Origin of the sequence: Kluyvera sp. EC_51, from assembly GCF_019584505.1 — a bacterium.
Classification (GTDB): Bacteria; Pseudomonadota; Gammaproteobacteria; order Enterobacterales; family Enterobacteriaceae; genus Kluyvera; species Kluyvera sichuanensis.
This window is the reverse complement of record NZ_VDAG01000006.1, coordinates 224,395-238,188: the sequence shown is the minus strand read 5'-3', so window position 1 is coordinate 238,188 and position 13,794 is coordinate 224,395. Positions and strand designations below refer to the sequence as shown.

Genomic DNA, 13,794 nt, shown 5'->3' with positions numbered 1-13,794 from the left:
CTTTCAGGGCGTCTGGAATAAACGTGTTCGGCATATTTACGTAGGGGTCAAACGATGAAAAAAACGATGGGTTCGTATTATCTGGCCGCCGTGATGGCGATGACCTTTTCATTACAGGTCGCCGCCGCTGATTTGCCAGAAATTGAAAAGTCCGGGACCTTAAAAGTGGCCACCGAGGATGATTACGCACCGTTTAACTTTATGAATAACGGCAATGCCGATGGGTTCAACAAAGATATGCTGGCGGCGCTGCGCGAATACGCCAAATTTAACGTCACGCAAAGCATTCTGCCGTGGACCGGGTTATTAGCGGCGGTCTCCACCGGGCAGTACGATATGGCATTAACCGGTGCCGTCGTCACCGATGAACGCCTTAACGTGTTTAATTTCACCCCGCCGTGGGCCTCGGCGCAGCACTATTTTGTCAAGCGTGCGGGCGATAACTCATTAAATACCATTGCCGATCTCAGCGGTAAAAAAGTCGGCCTTCAGGCGGGCAGTGCGCTATTAGCTCGCCTGCCGGAACTGAAAGCGATGATTGAGAAAACCGGCGGCAAACTGGGCCCGGTAGTGGAATACCCGTCCTACCCGGAAGCCTACGCCGATTTAGCCAATAAACGTCTCGACTACGTGATTAACGTGGTGATTTCCGTCAACGACCTGGTCAAGGCCAAACCTAAGGTGTTCGCCAAAGGGCTGCCGGTTTCCGGTCCGGGATATATGGCCTGGCCAATCCCGAAAAATTCGCCGGAGCTGCTGGCGTACATGACCAAATTTATCAATCACATGCGTGAAACCGGCAAGCTCGCCGAGCTGCAGAAGAAATGGTTTGGCGAAACCTATGACGACCTGCCAACCGAGCCTATCACCAGCGCCGCGCAGTTCCACAAACTCGCCGGACAGTAAATGGTAGCCCGGCCGAGCAACGCGACGCCGGGAGTGACACCCACGACTCTCAGGAGGGCACCATGGACGCAATAGCATGGCAGTTACTGATTGAAGGCGCATGGACGACCCTCTGGATTTCGGCCATCGCCATCGCTTTTGGGGTGGTGATAGGGCTGATTATCGCCTTTGTGCGCATGATGAAAATCCCGGTCATCGACCAGATTCTGGTTATCTATATCAGCCTCGCCCGCGCCACGCCGCTGGTGACGCTGGTGCTGTTTCTCTTTTTATCGCTGCCGACGGTGGGCATTAATCTCGATAAAACGGTGGCCGCTATCGTCGCGCTGACCCTCAATACCTCGGCGTTTAACGCTGAAATCTGGCGTAATGCTTTTCGCACCTTCCCGCGCGAACAGCGCGAGGCCGCGGAGTCGGTGGGGATGCGCCGCTGGCCCTATTTCCGCTACATCATGCTGCCGCAAATGTGGCTGGAGAGCCTGCCCGCGCTGGTGAACGAAATGTCCTTCCTGATTAAGGGCAGCCCGGCGATTGCGGTGATAGGCGTGGTGGATCTCACCCGCGTCACCAACCGCATCGCCTCCGTCACCTATGAACCGCTGTCGCCCATTCTGGCCGCCGGTCTGCTGTACGTGGTGATTATTGGCCTGCTGCTCAAGCTTCAGAGCATGGCGGAACGCAAAGCAAAACGACTGGCGCGATAAGCCTCGGGAGGACACATGAACCAATGGGCCATTATTTGGGCCGAGCACGACAATTTTATTGCCGGGCTGCTGGCGACGCTTGAGCTGTTTATTATTGCCGCAGTTTGTGGGTTATTGATTGGCACGCTGCTGTGCTATTTCACTGAATATCAAAAGCGCGTGCTGAATAACGTTATTGTCGGCTTTGTGAACCTGATGCGGGCGATCCCGTTTTTGATTCTGGCCTATTTACTCTATTACGGACTGCCGGAGTTGGGGATTAGCCTGGATGCGTGGACGGCGGGGCTGGTGGCGTTAATTATCTATCACGGTGCCTATTTCTTTGAGATTCTCCGTAGCCAGCGGCGAGTATTTTCCAACGGTTATATTGAAGCCGCTGTGGTGCAGGGGTTTTCCCGTTACACCATTTTTCGCCGTATCGTCCTGCCGAATATTTTCTCCTCCGCGCTGCCGCTGTTGGGTAATCAGCTGATTATCTGCCTGAAGGATACCGCGTTTCTTAGCATTATTACCGTGCAGGAAATTACTGCCGCCGCGAACAGCGTGCAGGCAACCTATTTTATTCCGTTTAACGCCTTTATTGTCGCCATTGCGCTGTATTGGGCTATCAGCATCGTGCTGGAACTGCTGGTGAAACGGTTGAGTGTTTATAGCGCTAAAAGAGGAATGAGCCATGTCTGATACCACGGCGGTAAGCGTAAAAAATGTCTCCAAGCAGTTTGATAACGTAGAGGTGCTGCGCGATATCAACCTGACGGTGGAGAAGGGGACGGTGGTCAGCATTCTCGGTTCGTCCGGTTCAGGGAAATCGACGTTGCTGCGTTGCATGAACTGGCTGGAGCAGCCCGACCGCGGTGAGATCCGTATCGGCGGGCAGCGCATTGGCGTTGACGATCGCTCCGGGAAAAGCATGTCGCACCGCGAACTGTCGAAGATCCGCGAGCGGGTAGGGATGGTGTTTCAGAGCTTCAACCTGTGGCCACACCTGACGGTGCTGCAAAACGTGATGGAGGCGCTGCTGCATGTAAAAGGCATGAAGCGCGACGAAGCGCGGCAGATTGCCCATCAGCAACTGGAGAAGGTGGGGATGGAGCATAAAGCGGATGCCTATCCGATTACGCTCTCCGGCGGGCAAAAGCAGCGGGTGGCAATTGCCCGTTCGCTGGCGATGTCGCCAGAGGTGCTGCTGTTTGACGAACCGACCTCGGCACTCGACCCGGAGCGCGTGAACGAGGTGCTGAGCGTGATGAAATCGCTGGCGGCGGAGGGGTATACCATGGTGGTGGTGACGCACGAGATGGAGTTTGCCCGCCAGGTGTCGAACGAGGTGGTGTTTCTTGAGAAGGGGATTTTGATTGAGAAAGCGCCGCCGGAGGTTTTCTTTACGGCGCCGAAGTCGGAGCGTGTGAGGCAGTTTTTGCAGAGTAGCCGTTAATACAGGCAACGTGGGATGGTTCTCTAGGGCAAAACTGAATATATGGGGGTAAGGTGAAAGGTTCCGTTCACTTTACGTTAGGTGGAATATGAAGGCTCTTCACCGGTGAACGTGTTAAGGGGGATAACCGCATCCCCCTTAACAATCCCCGCGGCCCCGCAGGGAAATCGGTGCTTCGCACTGCGCTCGTCTACGAACTCCAGCCTGCGGCACGGCGAAACTCGACGTCCTGTCTCGGTTCGCCTCAGTCCGCCATCCATGGCGTCCTGACCTTGTCTTCCATTCTCCGTCTCGCCGATTTCCAGCGGGGACTCCGCCGTTTCAGTCACTCTGGTTTTTGCTGTTAACTGAAAGACTGCACGGTTTTGGGTGGCGTTTAAATCGCCGAAGCTTTCCCTGCGTCCGCGCAATTTATATGGCTGGTGCTGGAAGAGAGCGCAACAGAGCGCTCAACCCAAATGCATCTCCACTTATTGGATAGGAAGAAAACCCCACTAATCCCTATCAATCGCAAACGGCTGCCACGCCTGACGCACTGGCATCACCTCCACGCGGTTAATATTCATATGGTCCGGCAGGGTGGCGATATAGAACATCTGCTCGGCGATATCCAGCGCGGACAATGGCGTGGTGCCGCGATACAGCGCGTCCGATGCTGCCTGGTCTCCCTTGGTGCGCACCAGCGTAAACTCGGTCTCGGCAATGCCCGGTGCAAGGTCGGTGACGCGCACGCCAGTGCCTAACAGATCGCAGCGCAGGTTATAGCTAAACTGCTTCACAAACGCTTTGCTGGCACCATAAACGTGGCTGCCGGGATAAGGCCACTGCCCGGCAATTGAGCCGATATTAATAATGCTCGCCCCCGCGCCGTGGCGAATCAGCGTCGGCAGCAGGGCGTGCGTCACGTTCACCAGCCCGGTGACGTTAGTATCAATCATGGTATGCCAGTCGGACAGATCCACCTTTTGCGCTGGCTGCGGCGCCAGCGCCAGCCCGGCGTTGTTGATAAGGGTGGTGACATCGGCAAAGTCCAGCGGCAGCGCGGCGACGGCGGCGTCCACTGCGACGCTGTCGCGCACGTCCAGCTCAATCACATGCACCGGTACCCACTGTGCCAGCTCGGCCTGCAGCGCCTGTAGCCTTGTGAGCCGACGTCCGCTCAGCACCAGCGCCCACCCTGCGCGCGCAAACACGTGCGCCGCCGCTTCCCCAAAGCCGGAGGTCGCTCCGGTAATAAACACCACTTTACGCTTTTGCATTGTGCTCTCCTGTGCAGGTTGTTCCGGCCACTATAAAAACCGCCGCGCGGCCTGCCGAGAGCCAGTCGGCGGATGGCGATGTGACACCGTTGTCACAGCGCCGCGACTACACTGGCTCTATCACTTTTTTTTGTGCCGACGACATGATGAATCACAGCCAACGGTATGCGAGGAACGACGAATGACAGAGTTGAACAACAAAGCGGTTCGCCAACTGGACAGAGAGTATGTTTTTCATTCCTGGTCGATGCAGGGCAACCTGAGCCCGCTGGTGATTGCCGGCGCGAAAGGGTGCGAGCTATGGGATTACGACGGGAAAACCTATCTTGATTTCAGCAGCCAGCTGGTGAACGTGAATCTTGGCTACCAGCACCCACGCGTGCTGGCGGCGATGAAAGAACAGCTGGAAACGCTGGTCACTATTGCCCCGGCCACCGCCAACCTGGCACGCGGCGAAGCGGCAAAACGCATTATTGGGCTGGCGCCGGAAGGCTTTAGCAAGGTGTTCTTCACCAACGCCGGGGCCGATGCCAACGAGAACGCCATCCGCATGGCGCGTCTGTACACCGGGCGCGACAAGGTACTGTCGGCCTACCGCTCCTATCACGGCAATACCGGCAGCGCGATTGCCGCCACCGGCGACTGGCGTCGTGTGCCGAACGAATATTCGCGCGGCCACGTCCACTTCTTTAACCCGTACCTCTACCGCACGGAATTTAATGCCACCTCCGAACAGGAAGAGTGCAGCCGCGCGCTGGCGCACCTGCGGCGGATGATCGAGTGCGAAGGCCCGTCTTCCATTGCCGCTATTCTGCTGGAATCCATTCCGGGCACGGCAGGGATTCTGGTGCCGCCGGAAGGCTATATGAAAGGCGTGCGGGCGCTGGCAGATGAGTTCGGGATTATCCTGATCCTCGATGAAGTGATGGCCGGGTTTGGCCGTACCGGTAGCTGGTTTGCCTTCGAGCAGGATGGGATCGTACCGGATCTGATCACCTTCGCTAAAGGGGTGAACGCCGGGTACGTTCCGGCCGGTGGGGTGATCATCAACGACAAGATCGCCCACTATTTTGACGATCACTTCTTTGCCGGTGGGCTGACCTATTCCGGGCATCCGCTGGCGATGGCGGCGATTATTGCCACCCTTGATGCGATGAAGGACGAAGGGATCGTGGAGAACGCGGCGCGTATCGGTAACGGCGTGCTGCGTCAGGGGCTGGAAGCGCTGGCCGCCGCGTCACCGCTGGTGGGTGAAGTGCGCGGGCGTGGGGTGTTCCAGGCGCTGGAACTGGTGAGCGACCGAGCGAAGAAAACGCCGCTGGCGGCAGGGGATATGGCAGAAATTAAAGGCGCGTTAACCGAAGCGGGGCTGTTGAGCTTCGTGGTGGAAAACCGGATTCACGTGGTGCCGCCGTGTACCATCAGCGCCGAGCAGGTGCAGAAAGGGGTGGGGATTTTGCACAACGTATTAGGCAATTTTGCCCATTTAGCCGTGTAGCCTCGTCCGGGCGACGAACGGTTCCCTCTCCCCATTGGGGAGAGGGTTAGGGTGAGGGGGCGGTTCAGAACCTGATGCTTAACTCGGGCTCCAGGTATACGGCGCCGCGATACCCAACGGCAGACCTACACCCCACCACACCAGCAGCAGGATGCTCCACGCCACGAAGAAGGCGATGGAGTACGGCATCATCATCGAGACCAGCGTACCCACCCCCGCGCCCTTCACGTAGCGCTGGCAGTAGATAACGATCAGCGGGAAGAAGACCATCAGCGGGGTGATGATGTTGGTGCAGGAGTCACCGATACGGAACGCCGCCTGAGTCAACTCCGGCGAAATCCCTACCGCCATCAGCATTGGCACCATAATTGGCGACAGCAGTGCCCATTTAGCCGATGCAGAGCCAATCAGCAGGTTCACCACCGCCGTCAGCACAATCATGCCGATAATCGTTGCCTGCCCCGGTAACTCCAGCGCTTTCAGACCGTCGGCGCCCATCAGCGCGAACAGCGTACCAATGTTGGAGTCGCTGAACGCTTTGATAAACATGGCGCAGAAGAAGGCCATCACCATGTACGAACCCATTTTGCTCATGGAGTCGTTCATCGCGCCAATTACGTCTTTGCCGGTTTTAAAGGTGCCGGAGACAAAGCCGTAGACGATACCCGGCAGAATGAAGATCAGGAAAATCAGCGGCACGATGGACTTCATAATCGGCGCGCTGTAGGAGGTCAGTGAACCGTCGGTGCCACGCAGCATCGACCCTTCTGGCCAGGCCGCCGCGGCCAGTGCCGCCAGACCGAGCATCATCACCAGCGATGCGCGGCGGAAAGCGCGGCTCTCTTGCGGCGTGACGTTAGACATATCTTCATCGTGTTTGAAGTCGCCGTCGATGGCCATTTTGCTGACGCGTGGCTCGACGATGCGCTCGGTGACCCACCAGCCAACCAGCGTAATGATGATGGAGGAGGCGATGCCGAAGAACAGGTTGCACAGGGTGTTAACGGTGTAGGTGCTGTCCAGCAGCTGGGCGGCAGCCTGGGTAAAGCCCTGCAGCAGCGCATCGTTACCGGTGGGTACCATGTTGGCGGCAAAGCCACCGGATACGCCGGAGAACGCGGCGGCAATCCCGACCAGCGGGTGACGGCCTGCAGACATAAAGATAATCGCGCCCAGCGGAATCACCAGCACGTAGCCCGCATCTGCCGCCACGTGGCTGAACATCGCCACAAAGATCAGCATTGGCGTCAGCAGGCGCTTTGGCGTCACGCGCAGCATCTTTTTCAGCGCGACGTTAATAAAGCCGGAGCTTTCCGCCACGCCCACGCCCAGCATCGCCACCAGTACGATCCCCAGCGGTGCAAAGCCGGTGAAGGTGGTGACCATATTGGCCAGCGTATTGGTCAACGCTTCAGGAGAGAGCAGGTTGTTCACCTTCACCGCTTCCTGCGTCATCGGGTTTATCACATCAAAGGTCACCATCGACAGCACTGCCGACAGGCCCATCACAATCAGTAAAAAGTAGAAAAAGATCATTGCCGGTTCGGGTAACCGGTTCCCTGCTTTTTCTATCGCGTTAAGAAAGCCCGTCATCAGGCGGCTTTCACCCACTTCATTCCGTGTCCGTGTTTGGGTATTCATTCGGTTCCTTAATTCAGACAATTGTTTCATTGTTTGTATGAATGTTTCAGGAGAATAATAGGGGTAATTGCCGTGCGGAACTATATTTTTATGGTGGATAAATCTGACTAAAGCCGCAATTTTTGATTTTTTATTTTATCAATGAGGTTGTAGTTGGCGGTTGACTCGGTATTTTCGATATCTGGTCATATTTATGGCTATGAGCGAGCGGGGTGAGGAGGGGGAAGCCATCGCTTCGCCCCTCCGGCAGGGCGTCAGGCGGGTGTTTTTTGCAGTCGGGTTAGTTCAACGGCAGATTGCCATTCATGCCAGCGTTTTTGCAGCCGTCCGTGGCGGGTCATATCCGGCAGGAAGCTAACGTGCTCTGGCAAAAACGGCCGCAGCTCCTGCACTGGCAGGTTGAGCAGGGCTTTGCGCGCCAACAGCGCTGCGCCCATTGCCGACAGCTCGGTCACGTCGCTGCGCATCACCGGGCAGCCGAGCAGGTCAGCCTGGTACTGCATCAGCCAGTCGTTGCGCGTCGGGCCACCGTCGACCATCAGCGCCGTGAGGTGGAAATCGCTATGCTGGCGCATGGTCATCACCACGTCGGCTATCTGATAGGCGATGGACTCCAGCGCTGCACGAATCAGGTGCGCGCGCTTCACGCCACGGCTTAGCCCGCGAATCATCCCGCGGGCGTTTTCATCCCACCAGGGGGCGCCGAGCCCGGTTAAGGCCGGCACGAAATAGACGCCAAGCGTGGAGTCCACCGAGGCCGGAAGCTGGCTGAGCTGCTGCGCCAGCTCGGCAGGCGATAGCAGATCCAGCCCCGTGCTTTCGACCATCCAGGCGACCGCATCGCCGGTATGCGGGATATTGCCTTCAAGCCCGTACACCAGGCGTTCGCCGTCGTGCCAGGCTACGGTGGTCGCCAGCGAATTCACCCCGGGCTGCGCCGAATTGACCGGTGCCATCACTGAAGATCCGGTACCGTAGGTGGCTTTGACGCAGCCCTCGCTGCCGAGGCCGTGGGCGAACAGCGCCGCGTGGGAGTCGCCGATGGCCGCCATGACCGGGATACCATCAGGGATCCCGTGGCAGCCGCGGGTATAGCCGAAAAGCCCGCTGGAAGGACGAATCTCGGGTAGCGCTTCACGCGGAATGGCGAAGAGATCCAACATCTCGTCATCCCATCCGGCGGTGTGCAGATTAAATAGCTGCGTACGCGCTGCGTTGGAGTAGTCGCAGCAGAAGGCTTCTCCGCCGGTCAGGTTCCACAGCAGCCAGCTGTCGACGGTGCCCAAACAGATCTCACCGCGCGCCGCCAGCTCCGCGCCGTTAGGCACCGAGTCCAGCAGCCAGCGCATCTTAGAGGCAGAGAAAAGCGGCGCGATCGGGAGACCGGTTACTGCTTTGATACGCGCCTCTTTTCCCTGTTGACGGAGAGACTGGCAGAACCCGGCGGTGCGTGAGCACTGCCAGGTCAGCGCAGCGCCGAGCGGGCGGCCGTTGCGACGGTACCAGCCAACGGCGGTTTCGCGCTGGTTGCTGATGGCCAGCGCGGCAACGTTTTCCGCGCCTACCGTCTCAATGACTTGCGCGAGTACGCTGATGGAGGCCTCAATCAACAACTCCGCGGGCTGTTCGACCCAGCCATCGCGTGGTGTGCTGATGGTCAGCGGCTGCGAGCAGGACGCCAGCACGCGGCCGCGCGCATCCAGCGCGACGGCTTTGGCGTTAGTCGTGCCCTCGTCGAGGGCAATAATTACCTCTTTACTGGCCACGGTCGCCTCACTGGTGCAGGTAGGTGTTAACCCCAAGATAGCGGGTAAAGGCTTCATGCAATACCCCCGCGCAGGCGGAGTGGTTCATGGCGACATGGTGCTCGAAGCCTTCGCGGCAGATCCACGACAGCAGGTTTTCCAGGTGTGGAACCTGAATCACCGCGCGGCAGCCGACAGTATCCAGCGGATCGTCGACCGAACGGCCTTCGCCCACGTAGGCTTTGATTTCACCGGTAAGGTCGTCAGTGCTTAAGCGGAAGTAGGTGAGTTCGCCGCTTTTCATGCGCCCATGCACCGCGCCGCAGGTGTTCTCTTTGCCGACGGTGGTGCCGATGATATCAGCGGTCCCCATGTGCGGCGATTCGAGGCTGGCGGAGGCAAAGTTGCCGCAGTGGAACAGCACGCATTTGTCGCGATCGTCGCCAAAGTTATTGTTCCAGTCGGCGATAGAGGCCGGGCTGAGGTTACTGCTAGCAAGTGCGTACATCGACAGCGCCCCCATCACGTCCACTTCGCAGGCGCTCGGCATCAGCTGGCCGGACATTACGCTCATAATTGAGCAGACGTTAATGCCTAAGTTCTCCTGCAGCGAGGTCCAGCACTGGATGGCCGTAGTGTCGATGTCGTTGGCGATAACCCATTCGCTGATAACCACAAACAGTTTCGCCATGGTGACCAGTTTATCGGCAGGAATGCGGCTGGCATCGGCGTTGTCGAGCAGCAGGCGGCGCTTCTCATCGACACGAATATCGTCGTCGCGCAGCTGTTTAATGCGGGTGAAGACTTCGGACAGGTCGAGGGTTTCTACAGCGATCCCTAATCTTTCGAGCAGTTTTTCGCTGTAGCGGACGGTGTTGAAGCCCGCCGGACGCGCGCCGATAGCGCCAACGCGCACGCCGCGCATGCTGCTAACCACGCGGCAGACCTGAGCAAAGCGCTGCAGATCCTGGGCGAACACGTCACCCTCAAGGGCGCAAACGTGCTGGGTGGTGAGGGTAAACGGAATGCCGTACTGGCGCAGGTTGTTGCACAGTGAGATTTTGCCGCAGAAGCTGTCGCGACGCGTCGCCAGCCCCATCTTATCGAGGTTATCCTCTTCTGCCTGTACCAGCACCGGTACGTTGAGTCCGGACAGGCGCAGGGTTTCGGCGACGGCTTTTTCGTCACCAAAGTTTGGTAACAGGACGACCACACCGTGAATTTCATCGCGGTGAGCGCGGAACAGATCGGCGCAGATTTTTGCATCCTGGCGCGTTTCCACGCCGCCCAGTTCGGTCTGCGTGTCGTTCAGCATAATGGTGTTAATGCCGAGACGGGCAAAAAGTCGGGTGGCCTGCTCGCGGGCTTCTGCCACCAGGTAGCTTGGGAAAAATCCACGGTTGCCAATAATGACGCCCATCGTCAAGGTGTGAGGAATTCGGGACATTGCATGTTCTCCAGTAAGATGTTCGTCTTTTTTTATTGTATTGCCCGCTCCGGGCACAGCGCGGTGGCTTGTTTTACGATCCCTGCGGCATCAATGCCGTGGTAGGCCCGCATGGCGGCGCGATCGGCGGCCAGGGCATATTTCCCATCGCTAATGCCGAGTCGGCGCAGCGGTATGGCGCAGCCTGCTTCGGCCAGCACTTCGGCCACCAGGCTGCCAACGCCGCCGTTGATATTATGTTCTTCTACGCTGACCACGGCCCGGTGCGGCTTGAGCAGCGACAACAGTTGAGCGGTATCACAAGGGCGAATAGAAGGTACACTGAGAACCGTAGCATCAATACCCTTTTCCATCAGTTGTGCGGCCGCGCTGACGATTTCGTGAACCGTTGAACCCATCGCCACCAGCGCCACATCTTTGCCTTTGCGCAGCACGTCAATTTTCCCCGGCGCAAAGCGGTAATGCTCATCGTGCAGTTCGGGCAGCGCTTTACCGTCCAGACGAATATAGACCGGGCCGACGTGCTCGAGGGCGTAATCGATAATTTGCCGACATTCAAGCGGGCAGGAGGGGGCGTAGATTTCGATATTGCCGAAGCCGCGCATCACCGCAATATCGTCAATGCTATGGTGGGTGCTGGCGAGCGGGCCGTAGCTGGCACCGGAGTTCAGGCCAAACAGCTTCACGTTGGTGTTGTTGTAGCAGATATCGACTTTGATCTGCTCGTTGGCGCGAGAGATCAAGAACGGTGCAGCGTTGCAGGTTACCGCCACTTTGCCGCCCAGCGCCAGACCAGCGGCGGCGCCAACCAGCGTCTGTTCCGCGATGCCGACGTTGACCAGGCGGCCGGGAAATTTCTGCATAAACGGCGAGATTTTGGCGGTTGAGGTGGAGTCTGCCACCACCGGAACCAGGTCAACGCCGCGCTCGACGGCATCGATAAACGCATTCACCATGACGGTGGCCAGGTGTTCGCTATTACTCATCTTTCAGTTCCTCCAGCGCCAGTTCAATTTCTTCACCTTTCGGTACCCGGTGGTGCCACTCCGAACGCCCCTGAATAAAGGAGACACCGGCACCTTTAGTGGTATGGGCAATGACGACGTGCGGTTTACCGTGCGGCTGAAGCCCTTCGAGGGTGGCGACCACGTCGGCCATGTTGTTACCGCTGCACTCGGTCACTTCCATCCCGAAGGCGCGCCATTTTTCATCCAGCGGGTCGGTATTGAGAATTTCTTTGGTTGGGCCTGCGAGCTGAAGGCTGTTTTTATCGTTGATAATAAACAGGTTATCCAGCTGGTAGTGTGCCGCGACCAGCGCCGCCTCCCAGTTGCTGCCTTCCGCCAGTTCGCCGTCGCCGGTGACGACGAAGACGCGGCGTTTGCTGTTATCGCGTTTAGCGGCCAGCGCAATGCCGACAGCGACCGGCAGGCCGTGACCCAGCGCGCCGGTATTCAGCTCAATCCCCGGCGTTTTGTGACGAACGGGGTGGCCCGGCAGATGAGAGTCGGCGTGCTGATAGGTGGCAAGCCAGGATTCAGGGATAAATCCGGCTTCCGCCAGCACGCAGTAGTAGCCGCCCACCGCGTGACCTTTGGACTGAATATAGATATCCCGCTCGTCGCTGCTTTTCAGCTCTGGCGAACAGTTGAGAATACGGAAGTAGAGGGCGGTGAGCAGTTCAACCTGCGACAGGTCGGCCCCGGTATGGCCGCCCGCAGGGCTTTCGGCGTTCAGCACAATGATGCGGCGGCGAATGGCCCGTGCTTTCTTCTCTAACGCCTCGATGGAGAGCGAAAACGGATTCATAGAATACCTCTTGAATGTTAATTCCACTTTGAATAAATATTCAATCAGGGTGAAAAAAAACGCCGACCATCCTGACCCCGTCACATCCTGCGTAAACGCGGCCTTTTTCTATCGGCTGGAATATATATTCACTACTGATTTATTATTCATAATGGTAAGATATGCCCTGCTATCCGGTTTGTCCACGACTTGTACAGGCTATTTTCTACAAAAAGAGAAAACGATCACATTTGCACTCTGGCCTGCCGACAGGCCATGCTTGTTATCTATTCAGCGATGAATAAAAATAACGGGCAGGGAATTAAGGGGAATGCCATGTCAAAGCAGGATGAACAGCGGCTGTTGGTAAAGATAGCCACGCTTTACTACAGCGAAAATAAAAAACAGTCTGAGATCGCCTCGTTGCTGCATCTGTCGCAATCTTTTGTCTCGCGCGCGTTGACGCGCTGTCAGAAAGAGGGGCTGGTGAAGATCACCGTCGTTCAGCCGACCAATATTTTTGTCGAGCTGGAGAAGGCCATTGAGGAGCGTTACGGCATTCGCCAGGCTATCGTCGTCGACGTGGGGGAAAACGCCAGCAATGCGCAGGTCAAACATGCGATTGGCAGCGCGGCGGCGCACTACGTCGAAACGCGACTGCGTCCGGAAGATCTGGTGGGGATCTCTTCCTGGAGCAGTACCATCCGTTGCATGGTGGATGAGATGCACCCGCAGAATATTCGCGCCGCTGGCGTGATTCAACTGCTGGGCGGCGTTGGGCCGAACGGCAACGTGCAGGCCACCATTCTGACACAGCAGCTGGCGGCGCACCTCGGCTGCCCGGCCTGGCTGTTGCCGTCGCAAAGCATTGAACACTCGGTAGAAGAGCGCGAGCGCCTGGTCAACAGCCCGGACGTGGCGGCGGTGGTGGATAAATTTGCTGAAGTGGACGTCGCCATTGTCGGCATCGGCGAGCTTGAGCCTTCTCAGCTGCTGAAAAACTCCGGTAACTACTACAACGAAACCATGCTCGAACTGCTGGCCGAACGCGGTGCGGTGGGCGATATCTGTCTGCACTATTACGATGCCGAAGGCCGCCCGGTGCTGAGTCGTGAAGAAGACCCGGTGATCGGCATGGAGCTTGAGCAAACCCGCGCCTGCCCGCACGTGGTTGCGCTTGCCGGCGGCGTGGAAAAAAGCAACGCCATCCGCGGTGCGCTGCAGGGAAAATACATCGACGTATTGATTACGGATTACCCTACCGCACGCTCTTTAATCAAAGAGTGATTTTATCTCTTTGAATTTATTTATTTTATAAACATCGCTGTTTTTGTTGGGGTGTTTATTTATTGACTAAGTTCACAAAAGAAA

Annotated in this window: 12 protein-coding genes; 6 read left to right on the top strand and 6 right to left on the bottom strand. The window is 57.5% G+C overall.

The features are described 5' to 3' along the window. Window positions 1–54 precede the first annotated feature (54 nt). From FHC49_RS02660 to FHC49_RS02645, 4 genes are all read left to right on the top strand, one after another. A complete protein-coding gene (locus tag FHC49_RS02660; protein ID WP_035897617.1) occupies window positions 55–906 on the top strand; it encodes a transporter substrate-binding domain-containing protein in 852 nt (283 codons plus the stop codon). 62 nt (window positions 907–968) lie between these two features. Further along, window positions 969–1,610 carry an amino acid ABC transporter permease gene (locus tag FHC49_RS02655; RefSeq protein ID WP_185669560.1) on the top strand — a complete coding sequence of 214 codons (642 nt, stop codon included), beginning with the start codon at window positions 969–971 and terminating at the stop codon, window positions 1,608–1,610. A gap of 15 nt (window positions 1,611–1,625) precedes the next feature. Then, window positions 1,626–2,291 carry an amino acid ABC transporter permease gene (locus FHC49_RS02650; protein WP_123650079.1) on the top strand — a complete coding sequence of 222 codons (666 nt, stop codon included), beginning with the start codon at window positions 1,626–1,628 and terminating at the stop codon, window positions 2,289–2,291. Then, window positions 2,284–3,045, top strand: coding sequence for an amino acid ABC transporter ATP-binding protein (locus tag FHC49_RS02645; protein ID WP_185669561.1), 762 nt, complete (start codon window positions 2,284–2,286; stop codon window positions 3,043–3,045). The genes FHC49_RS02650 and FHC49_RS02645 overlap by 8 nt, the downstream gene beginning before the upstream one ends. A 494-nt stretch (window positions 3,046–3,539) precedes the next feature. Here FHC49_RS02645 and FHC49_RS02640 read toward each other — a convergent pair whose 3' ends face one another. Then, the gene (locus FHC49_RS02640; RefSeq protein ID WP_220438550.1) at window positions 3,540–4,304 is read right to left on the bottom strand and encodes an SDR family NAD(P)-dependent oxidoreductase; all 765 of its coding nucleotides are present in this window, start codon (window positions 4,302–4,304) and stop codon (window positions 3,540–3,542) included. A gap of 181 nt (window positions 4,305–4,485) precedes the next feature. Between FHC49_RS02640 and FHC49_RS02635 the strand changes: the two genes are divergently transcribed. Continuing rightward, window positions 4,486–5,802, top strand: coding sequence for an aspartate aminotransferase family protein (locus tag FHC49_RS02635; RefSeq protein WP_220438549.1), 1,317 nt, complete (start codon window positions 4,486–4,488; stop codon window positions 5,800–5,802). Between the two features lie 78 nt (window positions 5,803–5,880). Here FHC49_RS02635 and FHC49_RS02630 read toward each other — a convergent pair whose 3' ends face one another. From FHC49_RS02630 to FHC49_RS02610, 5 genes are all read right to left on the bottom strand, one after another. Beyond that, on the bottom strand, window positions 5,881–7,443 hold the full coding sequence (locus FHC49_RS02630; protein ID WP_255581050.1) for an AbgT family transporter: 1,563 nt from the start codon (window positions 7,441–7,443) through the stop codon (window positions 5,881–5,883). Window positions 7,444–7,697: 254 nt separating this feature from the next. After that, on the bottom strand, window positions 7,698–9,266 hold the full coding sequence (locus FHC49_RS02625) for an FGGY family carbohydrate kinase (protein WP_220438547.1): 1,569 nt from the start codon (window positions 9,264–9,266) through the stop codon (window positions 7,698–7,700). Further along, complete coding sequence (locus FHC49_RS02620) at window positions 9,217–10,635, bottom strand: L-fucose/L-arabinose isomerase family protein (protein ID WP_220438545.1); 1,419 nt, start codon at window positions 10,633–10,635, stop codon at window positions 9,217–9,219. Before FHC49_RS02620 ends, FHC49_RS02625 begins: the two co-directional genes overlap by 50 nt. Window positions 10,636–10,667: 32 nt before the next feature. After that, window positions 10,668–11,621 carry a transketolase family protein gene (locus FHC49_RS02615; protein ID WP_185669567.1) on the bottom strand — a complete coding sequence of 318 codons (954 nt, stop codon included), beginning with the start codon at window positions 11,619–11,621 and terminating at the stop codon, window positions 10,668–10,670. After that, the gene (locus tag FHC49_RS02610) at window positions 11,614–12,444 is read right to left on the bottom strand and encodes a transketolase (RefSeq protein ID WP_185669568.1); all 831 of its coding nucleotides are present in this window, start codon (window positions 12,442–12,444) and stop codon (window positions 11,614–11,616) included. Before FHC49_RS02610 ends, FHC49_RS02615 begins: the two co-directional genes overlap by 8 nt. A gap of 315 nt (window positions 12,445–12,759) precedes the next feature. Between FHC49_RS02610 and FHC49_RS02605 the strand changes: the two genes are divergently transcribed. Beyond that, a complete protein-coding gene (locus FHC49_RS02605; RefSeq protein ID WP_185669569.1) occupies window positions 12,760–13,710 on the top strand; it encodes a sugar-binding transcriptional regulator in 951 nt (316 codons plus the stop codon). Window positions 13,711–13,794: the final 84 nt, after the last annotated feature.